Here is a 16,973-nt window from a genome sequence, read left to right on the forward strand (position 1 = left end):
TATCCCATTCTCTGCTTCACTTTGGTCGGTAAAGTCGAGAGGGTACCGGCGCTGGCCCTCCTTCCTCTACCTGGCGGTCCAAAGTGCTGCGGTTATTCTATGAATCCAGGAGTAAAGACGGCTACGAATCACGGGCCATCTCTATTTCCAGTTCACCCAACGGCTGGTATATCGGGGGGAACATTCTCTTCGGCGGCCTCATTGGCTGGTTGATCGTGGATCCACTGACGGGCTCCATGTATACACTGAGCCCCGATGAGATCAACAGTACTTTGGGGGAGAGTGTAGCCCAGCGTGAGGGCTCTAAAGAGCTAAATCTGGTCCTTCTCAAGGACGTCCCAGACAACTTGCACGACGATATGCAGCTCTTGGGCCAGATTTAAACCAACCTCAGTTGGGGTCGCGTTTACGCGGCCCCAACACCTCCTTCCCCATTCCCCGACGAACATATCGTTCCGGTGCCGAACTGCGACACCCATTGTCGCTTCTTACCTCGATACTCCTTGCATACACTTCAATGTGCATAGGAGTTCGGTATGCGTAAGGGACTGGTGACGCTGCTGGCGCCGTATACCGCACGCAAGAAAGTGAATACCGAAGATAACCAGGACAAGTATTGAAGGATGAGAAACTCGCACGGTGGACAACTACTCAGCGTCACATTGCCGGACGATCAGCAGACACTCTGGTGGCTGAAAGGAATGGGCGCCCATGTCGAGATCCCGGCATCCAGTACCTGGCATGAAGAAAGACGCGACGATGCCCGCCGGATTCTGGCGTAATCATCCTTGGAAGCACCCATGGAAGCCGAGACGTAGCATCCTGCCATTTCAGTACATATTCTTAATAAAAAGTATCAAATCTTACGGATACCCATTAAAAAGCCGGCTCATCATGAGCCGGCTTCTTTTCTGTGCGATCTTCAAAATCGCTGGGGCATCGACAGCTTAGAAGCTGTAGAGAGCACCCACGGAAACACCGTCACCGAAGTCGTTTTCACGATCATACTGTGCGTACTCAACGAAGGTATACATCGCCGGTGACAGGTTGTAGGTGGCACCCACGACGAATTCGTTGAAGCTGTCATCGCCGTTATAGGTACCGTCAGCGTCAGTAATGGTATGGCCACTCTCGGTATCTGTATAGCCAGACGGGTTGGCTACAGCAGCGACTTCTTTGTCGGCGTCGACGCGCTGATAGGAACCGTAGACATCACCGAAGCCGTAGCCATAACGAGCGCCCAAGGCATAACGCATGATGTCGCCGCTTTCACCGCCATAATCGACGTCGGTGTTTTCGACCTTGGCGGAAACACGCAGTGAGTCCATGGTGTACTGCGCGTTCAGACCATAAGCCTTGGCTTCGATGTCATTACCGTTATCATCAGTGCTTTCAAGCGAGTAATTGTCGAGATCATCATAGACAGCCGCGACGGAGAACGCACCCGCAGTATATTTCAGACCACCGAAGAAGGAAGCATTCGAACCTTGGTTCTCGTAGCTTCCATCAAAGTCATCACTACCACCGAATTCATCTTCGGCATCACCCTTGTACTGCGTACCGACAGCGAATTGCAGGCCCCCCAGTGACGGCGAGACATACTGAAGTTTGTCACCTTCACGATCATCGGCAGCGTTCAGACCGTAGTCTTCACCATAGGCATTGCCCAAATCGGATGTGGAGTCAGTAACGTCGAAGTATTCGTAGTTGGAGACCGGATCTTGGATCCAGTCGTCGATCAACGGATCCCAAGTACCGATACGGGCATCACCGAAGTTACCCTTCAAGCCCAGGTAGGCCTGGTCAGTAGTCTCTAGACCACCTTCGCTCTGCTCATCAGCGTTATGCTCGAATTCGGCCTTGAAGTAGCCGGTCAGGCCCGGATTGATGATGTGCTGACCGGAGAAGCCGACGGTAGAGCCGTTGTCGAACAGCTCGTCTTCGGAGCTGCCGTCAATATTATCTACAGACTTGTAGGCAATCTGGATGTTGCCGTACAGGTCGAGCTGTGTGCCGTCTTGATTGTAGATGGTGGCAGCCTGTGCAACACCAGCGGAGGCGCCCAGGGCACCGGCAACGGCAGTCGCTAAGAGTGTCTTTTTCATCGCGATAAATTCCTTAACTAGCTTACTGTTCGATCGTGTCTGCAAATGCAGTCGGCTTTAGGCTCGGCTTGTTTATTCAGCGGTTTGCCAAAGCAAGACCGCGACGAGTCCGTAAAGCCTTGTTGTTATCCAATGCTCGCAAGGAAACCATATACCGGTCTTTTGGAGAACGCAACAAGAAAAAAACACTGTTTTCCTTCCGCGCTTCCTGTCGATTCGGTCAAGATCATCTCCCCGTGAGCCGGCCCTGAAAGGCCTGAAAGCCACTTTACGCCACCAATATGACATTGGCATGACGCCAGCGACGTACTCATCTTTACGATTCAAGGCTCTCTCTGGCAAGGGGCAATCCGCCATAAAGACAAGTTTTACTACAAAAGTCGCATAACACGAAGATAATCCCCATCCGATGCTGACAAACATGGCAAGAAAAAAGGGGCTTGTGCCCCTCTTTTTCAATGCTTTCAGCCTACGGTCATCGACCGTGCTTGGCGAGCAACTGGCTCAACTTGCGCTCTAGCTGCTCGGACTCCTGGCGCTCGTTGTGCTGTTTCTGCTGTTTTTTCTGCTTCTTCGTGAGTTCATCGAGCTGCTTGCGGGCATGACGTTCCTCGCCCTCGGTCACGGTGCCTGCCGCCTGGCCGTCGAGATCTACCCGCACCGCATCGGCACGTACCGCCTTGAGGTAGCGCGGCAAGTGCACGTAGCACGCCAGGGCGCGACGCACGAGCTTCTCCGGCCAGGGCTCGCGCGCGACCAGGTCGAGATGAATGCCCGTCTTGAGCGGCTGAGTGTGCCCCTTGAAGAAGGTTTCCGGATAGCGCTGGTACCACTGTGCCAGCAACGACTGGGGAGAAGGCGGCTCATGTTCCGCGCCCAGTGCCAGGTGAGCCTGCGGGGTCTTGCTCTCCGCATGGCCGGCGTCCTTGCTGTGATCGTCTGACGAGGAGGCAGAGGCGGAAGACGCATGATCTCCGGTGACTTTTCCCGCCGACCGACGCGGACCACGAAATGCGATGGGTCCCAACCCCCTAGCTTTCGCGCCAGCGTCGGGCAACTCCGCCTGGGTAGCGGGTGTCTCGGTCTCGTCGGGCTCCAGCTCGGCAAGCGCCAGGAGGCGCTCACGCAGGGCACGGTTTTCCGACTCGAGCGCCGCTACCTGCCCACGAGCGGCCTCGAGATTGGCCCGACAGGCCTCGGCTTGATGTTCCAATGCCCTGAACAGGGCGTCTGCGTGGTCGGTCAGCAAGACGTGCACTCCCTGATTGCCTTGAACGAACGCTGGGCCTCGAATCGTCTAAGTATCGATATCATATCGACACGGTAGACAGGCCCGGCCCATGCGGGCTACCGGGTAAGTCTGTGCCAGCTTCGCCGCGCTGGCAACCTCACCGCCGCTCGTAATGCACGAACGTGTAGTCGGGCTTGCCGTCGCCGCTCTGCCCGGGCACGCGTTCGGTTTCCTTCCAATGCACCGTGTCGAACGCGGGAAACCAGGCGTCGCCATCAACGTCCAGATCGACTTCCGTCAGATACAAGCGCGAAGCACAGGCCAGGGTCTGGGTAAATATCTCACCACCGCCGATCACGCAGATATCCTCGACACCCTCGATAATGGCGTGGCTATCGGCCATCTCGAGAGCACTGGCCAGATCATGGCACACGCTGATTCCGTCATGGAAATAGTCACGATCACGCGTGACAACGATATTCAGGCGTCCCGGCAACGGTCGACCGATGGACTCGAACGTCTTGCGCCCCATGACCAGCGGTTTGTTCATGGTCACACTCTTGAAGAACTTGAGGTCTTCCGGCAGGTGCCACGGCATTTTGTTATCGACACCGATGACACGTTCGCGCGACATCGCCGCCACCAGGGCGATGGGCACCACCGTATCGACATAGGCGTTCGTGGGCTCGCTCATATGGCGACCTCCGCCTTGATATGCGGGTGGGGATCATAATCCTCGATGGCGATATCCTCGAAGGTAAAATCGAACACATTCGTGATTTCGGGATTGAGCACCAGGCGCGGGCGTGGACGCGGCGCGCGACTCAATTGAAGGCGCGCCTGATCGAGATGATTGAGGTAGAGGTGTGCATCGCCCAGGGTATGAATGAACTCGCCCGGCGCCAGGCCGCACGCCTGCGCGATCATCTGCGTGAGTAGCGCGTAGCTGGCAATGTTGAATGGCACCCCAAGGAAGATATCGGCGCTGCGCTGGTAAAGCTGGCACGACAACCGGCCATCGGCGACATAGAACTGAAACAAGGCATGGCATGGTGGCAGCGCCATGTCATCGACCAGCGCAGGGTTCCAGGCGGAGACGATCAATCGGCGCGAATCGGGGTGACGCTTGATCTGCTCGATGACATTGGCGATTTGATCGACATGCCCCCCATCCGGACGCGGCCAACTGCGCCACTGATAGCCGTAAACCGGCCCCAGGTCGCCGTTCTCGTCGGCCCATGCATCCCAGATACGGACATTATTTTCCTTGAGATAGGCAATATTGGTGTCACCGCGCAGGAACCACAGCAACTCATGGATGATGGAGCGCAAGTGGAGCTTCTTGGTGGTTACCAGCGGGAAGCCGTCGGCCAGGTCGAAGCGCATCTGATGACCGAAAACGCTGCGCGTCCCGGTCCCGGTGCGGTCACTTTTTTCCACGCCATTGTCGAGCACATGGCGCATCAAATCGAGATAAGGCTGCATGTCATCCGAACGTTGAACGATGAAGGCGCGGTAATGCCGCGCCGGAATTGGACACCTGGCCGCTCACGCTGCCGACGGCGCTTCACGCGCGTCGTCGACGGGCTGCCGACGCGACCAGACCATCAAGGCGATACCGGCCAAAGCCATGGGGACGGTCAACAGCTGGCCCATGGTCAGCCAGCCGAAGGCGATGAAACCTAGCTGTGGGTCGGGCTGACGCACGAATTCGACCGAGAAGCGAAACACCGCGTAAAGCAACAGAAACAAACCGGATATCATACCACGCCGACGCGGCTGGCTAGAGACCCACCACAGCACGACGAACATCACCACGCCTTCCAGCGCGAACTCATAAAGCGGCGAGGGATGACGTCCCTCAGGGCCGAGACCGGGATACACCAGCGCCCAGGGCACGTCGGTCACACGCCCGGGTAATTCATGATTGATGAAGTTGCCGATGCGTCCGGCTCCCAGGCCGATCGGCACCATCGGTGCCACGAAATCGGTCAATTGGAAGAACGCCAAGCGATGCTTGCGCGCAAACAAGCCAGCGGCAATCAAGACACCCACCAGGCCACCATGGAAGCTCATGCCGCCATCCCAGACTTGGAAGATCCATAATGGATTGTCCATCAGGCGTTCGAAACCATAGAAGATCGCATACCCTATGCGCCCGCCAAGCACGACACCCAGCGCGCCATAGAACAGCAAGTCGCCGATATCGTCCGCCTTGAGACCGATGCGAGCGGCGCGCTTGCGCCCCAGCCACCAGGCCCCCACGAAACCAATGACATACATCAGCCCGTACCAATGCACCTTGAGGGGCCCCAAGGCGATGGCGATGGGGTCGATATCAGGGTAACTGAGCATGCGTTCTCCTTGCATACGTTCTGGGCGACGTGGGCCCGACACCTTACGACAACCGCTGCCGAGCGGCAACGACGCATAGCACCGGCTACGTCTCGGACGCCTCGCCTCTGCCCACCCAACGGCGCACCATCGCGACCAGGTCGCCGGGGCGGTAAGGCTTGGCCAGGCAGTCATCCATGCCCGCCTTCAGAAAGGCGTCTCGACTGGCTTCGGTGACATTGGCGGTCAACGCCACCAGCACGCTGGCATGCCGCCGCGCCAGACGACGCTCCAAGCGACGCCAGCGGCGACTGGTTTCCATGCCATCGAGGGTCGGCATATAGATGTCCATGAAGACCAGATCGAACGCCTGACGCTCGGCCAGCGCCAGCGCTTCCTCACCATTCGTAGCGGTCTCGACATGACAGCCCTGACGCTCGAGCACGCTACATGCCAGCAGCGTATTGACAGGGCCATCATCGACGATCAGCACCCAGGGACGAGTATCGCTTGAATCCGCCTCGGACGCCGGCTTGTCCTCCGCCAGGGTATCGAGCAATAGCATGGCATCTTCCAGGCGTCGTCGCAGCGCCTCCCTCTGCAGTGGGGAATGCGGCGCCTCGGTCCCGGGAAGCGAGGTCAGCGTTTTAACGCAGGCCTCGAGTTCCTGGCGCAGATGCGACAGATAGCCCGTCTTGAGGCGCGCATCTTCGCGCGCCTGGTCACGGGCCAGACGCAAGCGGTGCAAGGTCTCCCCGGTCTCGGTCTGGTCGATCAACGCCCAGACGGAGTGTTCATCACGTACGACCAGGCATTCGAGGCGATATTCTCGCGTTCCTCCCCCGGTATCGGTAACCCGCACCCGGCGCCGTTGTTCATCGACGAGTCGCGGTTTCAACCACTCGGCCAGCAGAATGTCGCGCAACGCCTCAGGACGCTCGCCGAGCAATCGCGCCAGGGAGGGATTCAGGGTCACAATGGCATCGCCCTCGGTCAGCAAGGCCGGTAGTTGCAGGGTATGGAGCCAGGCGGGCATGTCCCAGACATAGTCCGGTGCGCGCGCCCCCAATTGCGGCTCGAGACGCGTCAACAGGGCATTCAAGGTGGTCGGCGAGACAGCAGTGATGTCGGGCGTATCGTCCTGCGGATGGGGGAGCCAACCGGCGATCCGGCCCAGCGCGGCCCGCCAGGCATCCTCCTCGCGCTGCAACCGCCAATAGAGCACGGTCACGAAGCCCGCAAAAATCAGCACATTGCCGAGGATCAAGCCGATACTCAGCCATGGCAGTGCCTGCTGCCAGGCACTATCGTCAGACAGACTTAGGCGACTTACCAACCGCCACCCGGTGCCGGGGAGCGTGTCCCAGATCAACGCCCGGCGCCCCTCTTCCAGCCACTGCATCCCATAACGCCCCGCGGCATCCGGCAACACGCGGGAAGCATCATCGCGCATCAAGGCATTCCCGGCGCCGTCGACCAACCAGTGCTCCCCAGTGTTGCCCGTCTCATCACGAATCAAACGCTTCAACCGTGGCAGGGAAATTTCCATACCCACCCGCGCAAGGTAACGTTCGTTCCACACGACATCGCGGGTGGCAACCAAGCGTCCTGATGGCGTTTGGGCTCCAATCCACCAGGTTACGTTTTCCGCATCGTCAGAGACGCGTTTTCGCTGATAAGGAGGAAGGTCACTATCGATATTATCCTGCGACTCGGAGACGCTGAAATCGCGCATGCCCACCGGCAATACAAAGAGGCGAGTGACCAAGACATCCGTGCCATCATAATCATCGAGCAGCCTCGTCAACAGCCGCTCGGTATCGTCGTGCGACAGCACGGCCGGCAGTACCGGAGAGACACTCGGGGAAGTCGAGGTATTCTCGTCCATCGACTGCAGAATGCGCCGCGAGCCACGCGCAAGCATCACAAGATGCTGCTGCTGGGCGGTCAAGCGAGCGTCCAACTGGCGTGCGTAGACACTATGCGAGGCCTGCAGACGCGCCAGCGCATCTTCCGATTCACGACGATCACTCGCCTGCCAGATCAACGCTCCGGCGCCCAGGCACACCAGCGTGAAGCCTATCTCGGCCAGCAACAGCGGCCACAGCAACGCTTTCCAGCGCGAACGATGGGGGCTCGAAGGAGTCGCGGCTTTGTGCATTCCCTACCCTGCTCGTGACGATGCAGCGAGTGTACGCGCTCGCTTACCGACTGTCATGGCACGTGCGGGCCTCGGCATGGCGCGTTACGCTGGCGCCATCATCTTCGCGATAGCGACGTCCACGAAAGCCTTTGTCGAGAGAAATATGACATGTGTTTGATCGTCTTCGACTGGCGCCCAGGCAGCGACACGCCCCTGCGTCTGGCCGCCAACCGCGATGAAACTCACACCCGCCCAACACGAGCGCTGGCCGTATGGCCGGACGCACCAGCCCTCGTCGGCGGTCGTGATCTGCGTGCCGGAGGCACTTGGTTGGCGGCATCGCAAACGGGACGCTTCGCGGCAGTGACCAATGTCCGCGACGCGCACGCTAAAGCGCCGCCCTCACGACCCAGTCGAGGCACCCTGCCTTACCAGGCACTGACGCACGAAACACCGCTCGCCTGGCTCGAGTCCCTCGTGGCGAGCGAGGCACAGACCTATGACTGGTTCAATCTGCTCTACTGCGACGGCGTCACGCTACTCCACGTTCACCATGGTCCGGCAGGCACGACGCTCTCCCAAGTCTCGCCCGGCGTGCACGGACTTTCCAATGCCACCCTGGATACGCCGTGGCCGAAAGTGGTCCGCGCTCGGGACGGCTTCGCACGTGCACTGAAGCAGCCCCCTTGGCAGGCGCCCGCGCTGGACACGATGCACGATACCCGGTCAGCGCCGACACTGGACCTACCGGATACCGGCGTGGGCATGGAAATGGAAAGTTTCCTGTCACCGATCTTCATTCGAGGACAGCGCTACGGCACCCGCGCCACGACACTCGTGGAATGGCGCCCCACCAGCATTGAATTGCAGGAATCGCGCTTCGGCCCGAACGGCGCCGCGCATGGCAGCCGCTGGCATTCACTCGCCTTGGCGGGCGTCACCCAGTCCTGACGAACCATTCTAACCAAGTGTAGAGTGCACTCTGCCAAGACTCAGTCGTCGGGAGGCAGCAAATGGGCCAGCTTCCACTCACCCATTCGTCGACGCAGGTGTGCTCGCACCGCCGCAGTAGTGGGCAACGCCAGCGTTTCATCGAGCAACGTCCGCGCGTCTGCGAGAGAAACACGCCGGATCGCCGCGCGCACGCGAGACAAACTAGGGGCATTCATGGAGAGCGCCTCGAAGCCCATGCCCATCAGCAGCATGGCGCCAGCGGGGTCGCCGGCCAGTTCACCGCATACCGAGGCTGGCACCTGCAAGCGTCGCGACTCGATGGCAAGATGCGATAAGGCGCCCAGTACGGCAGGGTGGCAGGCATCATAGAGGCTCGCTACACGCGGATTATTGCGATCCACCGCCAGCAGATATTGGGTGAGATCGTTACTGCCCACCGAGAAGAAATCGACGCGGGCGGCCAGCGCATCGAGCTGATAAAGCGTTCCCGGCACCTCGATCATTACGCCGACCTGGGGACGCGCCAGCTTGACGCCCTCCTCGGTCAGTTCCCGATGGGCCCGGTCGATGAGCTTGAGCGCGGTATCGACTTCTTCGATGCTCGAGATCATCGGCAACAGGATGCAAAGGTTATCGAGCCCCACTGAGGCGCGCAGCATGGCGCGCAACTGGACCATCAACACTTCCGGGTGATCGAGCGTCACACGGATCCCGCGCCATCCCAGAAAGGGGTTGGCCTCGTCGATGGGGAAGTACGGCAGGTCCTTGTCGCCACCGATGTCCAGCGTGCGCATCACCACCGGCAACGGCGCGAAACTTTCGAGCTGATCGTGGTAAAGCCGCGTCTGTTCCTGCTCGCTAGGGAAGCGCTCGTTCATCATGAATGGCACTTCGGTGCGATAAAGGCCCACGCCGCTGACCCGCGACTTGAGCGACGCTACCGCATCCACGGCCAGCCCGGTGTTGACCATCAAGGGTATGTGGTAACCGTCGGAGGTCTCGCTGGGGCGATCCTGTTCATGCTCAAGCACCTCGCTGAGGGCCTTCTCCTCGGCGATCAAGGTCTCATAATGGTGCTCACGCTCAGCATCGGGGCGCACGAACAGGCGACCGCGATGGCCATCGAGAATCGCCCGTGCGCCGTTGAGCCTCGGCAAGGGTAGATCGACCATCCCCAGCACGGTCGGAATGCCCATTGCGCGCGCCAGAATAGCGACATGCGAGGTGCTCGAACCGCGAATCGACACCAGCCCCACCAACTTGTCGCGCGGCACCTCACCCAGCGATGCCGCACTCAACTCATCGCCGATCAAGATAGTCTGCTCGGGGTAAGTATCCGGCGTGCGCGGGCTGTCCTCCTGCAGATGGGCGAGCACGCGGCGCCCCAGATCGCGAATGTCGGCGGCTCGCTCGCGCAAGTAGTTGTCGTCGACACGCTCCAGATATTGCACATGACGCTTGACCACATCGGCCAGGGCGCCGGGTGCCCACTGACCTTCGCGGATGCGCTTCTCGACCTCTTGGCCCAGTGCCGCGTCGCCCAGCATCTGCTGATAGGCATCGAATAGCGCCACCTCCTGCGCCGAGATACGCTTGACCAAGCGTGCCGCCGCGACGCCGATCTCCTTGCGAACATTGGCGATCGCTTCGTGCAGGCGGGTAACTTCGAACTCGATATCGGTGGGAATCAGATCCGGCACGCTATTGAGATCCGCCGGCGGCATCAGTACCACCAGTTCTCCCGACGCCATACCAGGCGATGCCGCGACCCCCGAAAACATCGCCTGGCTATCGGCTTGGGCCAGCCGGGTCAGTGTCCCTGTCGCCATGGCGTGCGCCAGAACACCAGCCAATTGCGCAGCCATGGTAACCAGAAACGCCTCATCGCCTTCATCGAAACGCCGCATGGCCTGCTGCTGGACGACCAGCACGCCGAGCATGCGGCGCTGATGGATGATCGGCACACCGAGGAAACTCGAGAAACGTTCCTCGCCCGTCTCGGCGAAATAGCGGAAATAAGGGTGCGAAGGTGCATCTTCGAGATTGAGCGGTTCCTCGCGTTGTCCCACCAGCCCGACCAACCCCTCGCCGAGCCCCATGCTCACCTGCCCCACCGCTTCGCTGTGCAGGCCCAACGTATCCATGAGCACCAGGCGGTCGCGCTCAACGTCGAACAGGTAGATGGAGCACACATCAGTGCGCATGGCCTTGCGGATTCGGCGCACCATGGTCGCCAGCGCAGCCTCGAGACTGCGCGCGCCGTTGACTTCCTGAATGATGCGTCGGAGAACATCGAGCATTGGTATTTCTTCTTGTTGTCGTCACGACACGCGTGCGACGGTTGGTCTCAAGGCTAACGTAGGGCATTTCGGCACGCCCCGTGATATCAGCCCTCGGTGGCGACATCTCGAACGGCGCCTAGCAGGGTCCCTCTTCGTTCGCCAAACGGTGAACGCGCGGCGCCAATTCACGCAGGGCGCGGCGATAGACTTCGCGTTTAAAAGGCACGACCTGCCCCAGTGGATACCAATAACTGACCCAGCGCCAGCCATCGAATTCCGGCTTGGGCGTAGAATCCACGCAAACTCGGCTATCCCGACACCGGATCTTGAGCAGGAACCACTTCTGTTTCTGGCCGATACATATCGGCCTCGAACGCGTTCTCACCATGCGTCGTGGGAGACGGTAGCGCAGCCATCCGCGCGTACAGGCCAGGATCTCGACATCCTCCGGCGTCAAGCCGATTTCTTCCTCGAGCTCCCGATACAATGCCTGTTCCGGTGTCTCATGCGCCTTGATTCCTCCTTGCGGAAATTGCCACGCATTCTGTCCCACACGACGCGCCCAGAGCAGCTGTCCACTGCGGTTGGCAATGATGATACCAACGTTGGGCCTGAAGCCGTCAGCGTCGATCACGGACATCACCTTAATGAATAGTCGTTGAGACCATTCTTCCACAAAGCCAGAAAGCGCATCAATACGCCTCGTGGTGGGCAACATTCGGTAACTCTGCGATAATCCATCTCCTTTTACGCCGCACGTAATCTTCCTGTTAACTCAGCACGATGCAAGGAGTCCTCCTTGAGCCTGGCGATCTTCGATCTCGACAATACCCTACTGGACCTCGACAGCGACCATGCCTGGGGCGAGTTCCTCATCGAGCAAGGCGCCGTCGACGCGACGACCTACCGCAATGCCAACGAGCGCTTCTATCAGGATTACAAGAGCGGCGATCTCGACATCATGGAATACCTGGCTCTGGCGCTACAGCCATTGGCCGAGAATACGCCGGAACAACTGGCCGCCTGGCATCAACAGTTCATGGCCAGCAAGATCGAACCGCACATCCTGACACGCGGAGAAGAACTGCTGGCACGCCATCGCGCCAAGGGCGATCGGCTACTGATCATCACCGCTACCAACCGCTTCATCACCGGCCCCATCGCCGAGCGACTGGGCGTGGATGATCTGATCGCCGTCGACCCCGAAATCCAGGCCGGGCACTACACAGGACGTGTGGTGGGTACCCCGAGTTTCCGTGAAGGCAAGGTAACGCGCCTGGAGACCTGGCTTGCCGAGGAAGACGCCACCCTCGAAGGCGCCTGTTTCTACAGCGACTCACACAACGACCTGCCGCTCCTCGAGCGTGTCGACCAACCCGTCGCCGTCGATCCCGACGCCGCGCTTCGCGAGGCCGCCGAGCAACGCGGCTGGCGCATCATCAGCCTGCGTGATTGAGAATGCGCCGACCAGGCAGCGCCTTTACAGGACGCCAAAGGGATCCCTTATGGCTTTGTCATTAGTCATAATGTCGGGCTTGGGGAGGCAGTATTTCCGCGTCAAAAGCGTTATAATGCACCGCAGAATTCCATCGCGCCGGTTACAGTTCGAGATGCCGCTCGCCGGCTGACCGACGCACCTTCTCAAGGGCTATGTGAATGGTTGGCACGCATATGGATGAGTCAGTAGACATCGTACTCGTGGGCGCAGGCGTCATGAGCGCCACGCTCGCGACACTGCTTCACGAGCTGGAGCCGGAGGCACGCATCGAGATCATCGAGCGCCTCGACACCACTGCCAGCGAAAGTTCGTTTGCCTGGAACAACGCCGGTACTGGCCACGCTGGCTTGTGCGAACTCAACTATACGCCCCGCGCCGAGGACGGCTCGATCGTGCTCGACAAGGCCATCCACACTAATACCCTGTTCGAGGAGTCCAAGCAGCTATGGAGCTACTTGGTCGAAAAGGGTAACCTCGGCGATCCGGCGCGCTTCGTGCATCCGGTACCGCACATGAGTTTCGTGCGCGGCGCAGACGACGTCCGCTTCCTGCGCGATCGCTACCATGCCATGCGCGAGCATCCGTGTTTCGAGGGAATGGAATACACTGAGGAGCGCAGCGTCATCGACGAATGGGCGCCGCTGTTACTGGACGGGCGCGAGGGCGACGAACCGTTGGCCGCGACGCGCGTCGCTGACGGTACCGATGTCGACTTCGGCGCCTTGACGCGCCAGCTCCTCGCCCGCCTCGAGGAAGAGCCCGACGAGCAGGTACGCATCACCACAGGCCAGACGGTCGAGGATCTGGATCGCAACGACGATGGCAGTTGGACCCTCAAGATCGCAGGCAACGACCACACCACGCGCACGCTACGTGCACGCTTCGTGTTCCTGGGTGCTGGCGGTGCCTCACTGCATCTACTGCAGAAAAGCGGCATCCCCGAAGGCAAGGGCTACGCAGGATTTCCGGTCAGCGGCCAGTGGCTGCGTTGCGACAAGCCGGAGATCGTTTCCCGGCACCACGCCAAGGTCTACAGCAAGGCCCCCATCGGTGCGCCGCCGATGTCAGTGCCCCACCTGGATACGCGCAATGTCGACGGCACGCCCTCGCTGTTGTTCGGGCCCTTCGCCGGCTTCACCACCAAGTTCCTGAAGACTGGCTCGGTAATGGATCTGGCCAGATCCGTGCGCTCCTCCAACCTGAGCCCCATGCTTTCCGTGGCACGCGATAACTTCAGTCTGGTCAAGTACTTGATCGATCAGGTACGGCTCTCCCACGAGCAACGTGTCGACGAGCTACGCACCTTTTACCCCACGGCCAAAACCGAGGACTGGCGCCTCGAGATCGCCGGCCAACGCGTTCAGGTCATCAAGAAAGACCCGGAAAAAGGCGGCGTGCTGCAATTCGGTACCGAAGTCGTGGCCGCCAGCGACGGGTCGCTCGCGGCACTGCTCGGTGCCTCTCCGGGCGCTTCCACGGCCACCTCGATCATGATCAATCTCGTCGAACAGTGCTTTCCCGAGAAATTTGCCAGCGATACCTGGCAACAGCGTCTGCATGAGCTCGTGCCCGCGCGCGCCGACACCTTGGCCGACAACGGCCAGCTACTGCGCGACGTGCGTCACCGCACGCACACCACACTCAAGCTCGCCGATGCGCAGCCCGCCCCAGCGCCGGTTGCATAAAACAAGCACCACGCACACGCACCACTCCATGAAAAGCGCCTCGATCTACCGGATCGAGGCGCTTTTCATGGCACGGCCAAAGAGCGTATAGAAGCGCTAGGCACTGTCTGAAAAGTCGACGAGCGAAGGTCAGACAAGGCAAAAATCAGCGAAAAGGCGGAGTTTACGGGGTGTAAATGAGCATTTTGAGCTGATTTTTAACGCAGTATGGCCGAGCGCAGACAGTTTTCAGACAATGCCTAATGCAGCCAGAACCACAAATGCATGGTACTCCAGGCATATACGCCAGCGAGCACGTCATCGAACATGATCCCGAAGCCCCCTGCCACGTGACGGTCTACCCAGCGGATCGGCCACGGCTTGATGATGTCGAACATGCGAAACACCACGAAGCCCCATAGCGCCGCTTCCCACGAAAAGGGAACCGCGGCCATGGTCAGCCAATAACCTACGAATTCATCCCAGACAATTCCGGAATGATCGTGAACGCCCAAATCGCGCGAGGTCTTTTCGCACAGCCATATGCCCAGGATCGAGGCCACGCCCACCAGCCCCAGATACCAATCGAGAGGTAACCCCGACAACAGCCAATAGAACGGGATTGCGGCCAATGTACCGAAAGTGCCTGGCGCGAACGGGATCGCCCCGCTTCCCAGGCCAAATGCTAGAAAATGGGTCGGGCGGCGCCAGACGCTGCGCGGTGAGCGATTCAAGGCCCGCCTCCCGTGAAATGCTGCCATCCTGCGCCCTTCATTGTTTCGGGAATTCCACTGATACCGGGCTCGGCGACGACACGCCCGATCTCGGTCAGCGTGACATCACAATCAGCACAGCGACGTTGGGCGGCTTCCCAGGCTGTGTCGGGCACGCTGACCAGAAGTTGATAATCGTCGCCACCGCTGAGCGCGGCATGCAAGGCACCTTCGCTACCCAGCGTCATTTCCAGCGTCGGCGCCAGAGGAATACACGCCGGGTCGAGGCAGGCGCCTACGCCCGAGGCGTGACAAAGGTGGCCGAGATCGGCCAGCAGGCCATCCGAGATATCCACTGCCGCCGAGGCCACCCCCCGTAGTGCATGACCTGCCTCGAGCTGGGGTATTGGTGTCAGATAGGCCGCCAGCAACGGGTCTTCAAGGTCCTGGCCTCCGGCCTGCCACATGCGTAAACCGCCGTGGCCGCCACCCAGCGCACCGGTCACCGCCAGGCGTTCTCCTGGCATCGCGCCACTCCGCTGCAGCGCCTGACCAACAGGCACATCGCCGATCACCGTGACAGCGAGGGATAGAGCGCCATGCGTGACATCACCGCCGATCAAGGGCGTCGACGTATGTCGGCCAAGATCGCGAAAACCCTGAGCGAACCGCTCCAGCCACGCAGGCTCGGCATGCGTCAGCGTCAGAGCCATCAGACAGCCGCGCGGTCGCGCGCCCATCGCCGCCAGATCGGAAAGCGCCACCGCCAGCGCACGATGCCCAATGGCCTCGGGCGGCGCATCGCCGGGAAAATGCACGTCAGCCACCGAGGTATCCACGCTCATGGCAAGCTCGGCCCCTGCGGCAGGACTCAGTAGCGCGCAGTCATCGCCCGGCCCCAGCGTAATACCGGCGCTTGGCAGGGACGGATCAGGCGTCGCGAAATAACGCGCGATGATGTCGAATTCACCCAACATGTCAACGACGACGCGCAGCGACCTCGGCACTCCGCAAGCGGCTCGCCAACTTGTCGAGAATACCATTGACGTACTTGTGACCATCGGTGGCGCCGAAGCCCTTGGCCAATTCGATGCCTTCGTTGATCACCACGCGATACGGAACCTCGAGACGATACTTGAGCTCATAGGCACCCAGCCGGAGAATCGCCAGCTCGATGCGGTCAAGGTCCTCGAGACGACGGTCGAGCAGCGGCGCGATGGTTTTGTCGATGGCTTCACGGTCGCCGGCCACGTTGTGCAGCAACTCATGAAACAGCGCCAGGTCAGCGATGCCCATGACCTTGTGCCAGTTTTCGTGCTCCTCGAGGTCTTCATCGGCGATTTGTGCGCGAAACTCCGACTCCACCGCCGTGATCGACTTGCCGGTCATCTGCCATTGGTAGAGACCCTGCACCGCCAACTCACGCGCCGCACGGCGCGCCTCCTGGGCCGGGGTCGCATCACGGGGGGATTGGCTCATGCTTCCCCCCCCATACGCTTGAACAGCGAGACCATTTCCATCGCTGCCATGGCCGACTCGGCGCCCTTGTTACCGGCCTTGGTGCCGGCACGTTCGATGGCTTGATCGATGGAATCGACCGTCAGCACACCATTGGCGAGAGGAGTATTCAGCTCCAATTGCAGGCTACTCATGGCACTGTTGCAATTGCCTGCCACGTAGTCGAAATGGGGGGTCCCCCCGCGAATCACTGCCCCGAGGGCAATAACGGCATGAGGCTTGAGTACCTGCACGGCGCGCTTGACGGCCAATGGCAGTTCCCAGGCACCAGGAACATGGATGATATCGACGTTTTCTTCGTCCACGCCATGGCGAACGAGGCTATCCACCGCCCCTTCCACCAGGCTATCGACCACGTGATGATTGAAGCGGCCCACGACGATGACATAACGTCCATCGACATCGGTGTAGCCACCCTCGACTTGAGAGATCGGTTGCATTGTCAAATCCCGGGTCTGAATGCGCGATATTTCGCGCACGATATATCAGCTATGTCAGTGCATGCCAGTAAAGCGATCGCTCACTTCGACA

16 protein-coding genes are annotated in these 16,973 nt (G+C 60.1%); 4 read left to right on the forward strand and 12 right to left on the reverse strand.

Features of this window, described 5'->3' with window-relative positions; translation table 11 throughout:
* The first annotated feature begins 623 nt into the window (after window positions 1-623).
* Window positions 624-782 carry a hypothetical protein gene (locus tag OP496_RS08440; RefSeq protein WP_280563139.1) on the forward strand — a complete coding sequence of 53 codons (159 nt, stop codon included), beginning with the start codon at window positions 624-626 and terminating at the stop codon, window positions 780-782.
* Window positions 783-947: 165 nt separating this feature from the next.
* On the opposite strand, the gene OP496_RS08445 is transcribed toward OP496_RS08440, so the two are convergent.
* From OP496_RS08445 to OP496_RS08470, 6 genes are all read right to left on the reverse strand, one after another.
* Complete coding sequence (locus tag OP496_RS08445; protein WP_280563141.1) at window positions 948-2,105, reverse strand: porin; 1,158 nt, start codon at window positions 2,103-2,105, stop codon at window positions 948-950.
* Between the two features lie 475 nt (window positions 2,106-2,580).
* Window positions 2,581-3,354: a ProQ/FINO family protein gene (locus OP496_RS08450; protein WP_280563143.1), complete on the reverse strand. Its 774-nt coding sequence runs from the start codon at window positions 3,352-3,354 to the stop codon at window positions 2,581-2,583.
* 139 nt (window positions 3,355-3,493) lie between these two features.
* Window positions 3,494-4,030, reverse strand: coding sequence for a dihydrofolate reductase (locus OP496_RS08455; protein ID WP_280563145.1), 537 nt, complete (start codon window positions 4,028-4,030; stop codon window positions 3,494-3,496).
* Window positions 4,027-4,821 (reverse strand): thymidylate synthase, encoded by a 795-nt coding sequence (locus tag OP496_RS08460; protein WP_280563147.1) that lies wholly within the window; start codon window positions 4,819-4,821, stop codon window positions 4,027-4,029. The genes OP496_RS08455 and OP496_RS08460 overlap by 4 nt, the downstream gene beginning before the upstream one ends.
* Window positions 4,822-4,884: 63 nt before the next feature.
* Window positions 4,885-5,691: a prolipoprotein diacylglyceryl transferase gene (lgt, locus tag OP496_RS08465; RefSeq protein WP_280563148.1), complete on the reverse strand. Its 807-nt coding sequence runs from the start codon at window positions 5,689-5,691 to the stop codon at window positions 4,885-4,887.
* A gap of 85 nt (window positions 5,692-5,776) precedes the next feature.
* A complete protein-coding gene (locus tag OP496_RS08470) occupies window positions 5,777-7,831 on the reverse strand; it encodes a response regulator (RefSeq protein ID WP_280563150.1) in 2,055 nt (684 codons plus the stop codon).
* 150 nt (window positions 7,832-7,981) lie between these two features.
* Here OP496_RS08470 and OP496_RS08475 point away from each other — a divergent pair, with 150 nt between their 5' ends.
* Entirely contained in the window at window positions 7,982-8,764 is a 783-nt protein-coding gene (locus OP496_RS08475; protein ID WP_280563151.1) for an NRDE family protein, read from the forward strand.
* A gap of 41 nt (window positions 8,765-8,805) precedes the next feature.
* Here the strand turns inward: OP496_RS08475 and ptsP are convergent, their stop codons facing one another.
* Entirely contained in the window at window positions 8,806-11,067 is a 2,262-nt protein-coding gene (ptsP, locus tag OP496_RS08480; protein ID WP_280563152.1) for a phosphoenolpyruvate--protein phosphotransferase, read from the reverse strand.
* Between the two features lie 118 nt (window positions 11,068-11,185).
* Window positions 11,186-11,683: an RNA pyrophosphohydrolase gene (locus OP496_RS08485; RefSeq protein WP_280563153.1), complete on the reverse strand. Its 498-nt coding sequence runs from the start codon at window positions 11,681-11,683 to the stop codon at window positions 11,186-11,188.
* A gap of 165 nt (window positions 11,684-11,848) precedes the next feature.
* Here OP496_RS08485 and OP496_RS08490 point away from each other — a divergent pair, with 165 nt between their 5' ends.
* Together OP496_RS08490 and mqo are read left to right on the forward strand one after the other, a co-directional pair.
* Window positions 11,849-12,505, forward strand: coding sequence for an HAD family hydrolase (locus OP496_RS08490; protein WP_280563154.1), 657 nt, complete (start codon window positions 11,849-11,851; stop codon window positions 12,503-12,505).
* A gap of 200 nt (window positions 12,506-12,705) precedes the next feature.
* The gene (gene mqo / locus OP496_RS08495; RefSeq protein ID WP_280563156.1) at window positions 12,706-14,232 is read left to right on the forward strand and encodes a malate dehydrogenase (quinone); all 1,527 of its coding nucleotides are present in this window, start codon (window positions 12,706-12,708) and stop codon (window positions 14,230-14,232) included.
* A 239-nt stretch (window positions 14,233-14,471) separates the two neighbouring features.
* On the opposite strand, the gene OP496_RS08500 is transcribed toward mqo, so the two are convergent.
* Genes OP496_RS08500 through ribE form a run of 4 tightly spaced genes read right to left on the reverse strand, consistent with a single transcriptional unit; the run spans window position 14,472 to window position 16,882 of the window.
* Window positions 14,472-14,945 carry a phosphatidylglycerophosphatase A gene (locus tag OP496_RS08500; protein WP_178999825.1) on the reverse strand — a complete coding sequence of 158 codons (474 nt, stop codon included), beginning with the start codon at window positions 14,943-14,945 and terminating at the stop codon, window positions 14,472-14,474.
* On the reverse strand, window positions 14,942-15,901 hold the full coding sequence (thiL, locus tag OP496_RS08505; protein ID WP_280563158.1) for a thiamine-phosphate kinase: 960 nt from the start codon (window positions 15,899-15,901) through the stop codon (window positions 14,942-14,944). Before thiL ends, OP496_RS08500 begins: the two co-directional genes overlap by 4 nt.
* A 1-nt stretch (window position 15,902) precedes the next feature.
* Window positions 15,903-16,403 carry a transcription antitermination factor NusB gene (nusB, locus tag OP496_RS08510; RefSeq protein ID WP_280563159.1) on the reverse strand — a complete coding sequence of 167 codons (501 nt, stop codon included), beginning with the start codon at window positions 16,401-16,403 and terminating at the stop codon, window positions 15,903-15,905.
* Entirely contained in the window at window positions 16,400-16,882 is a 483-nt protein-coding gene (ribE, locus tag OP496_RS08515) for a 6,7-dimethyl-8-ribityllumazine synthase (RefSeq protein WP_280563160.1), read from the reverse strand. The genes nusB and ribE overlap by 4 nt, the downstream gene beginning before the upstream one ends.
* Between the last annotated feature and the right edge of the window lie 91 nt (window positions 16,883-16,973).

The organism is Chromohalobacter sp. 48-RD10 (genome assembly GCF_029889785.1).
Taxonomy (GTDB): domain Bacteria; phylum Pseudomonadota; class Gammaproteobacteria; order Pseudomonadales; family Halomonadaceae; genus Chromohalobacter.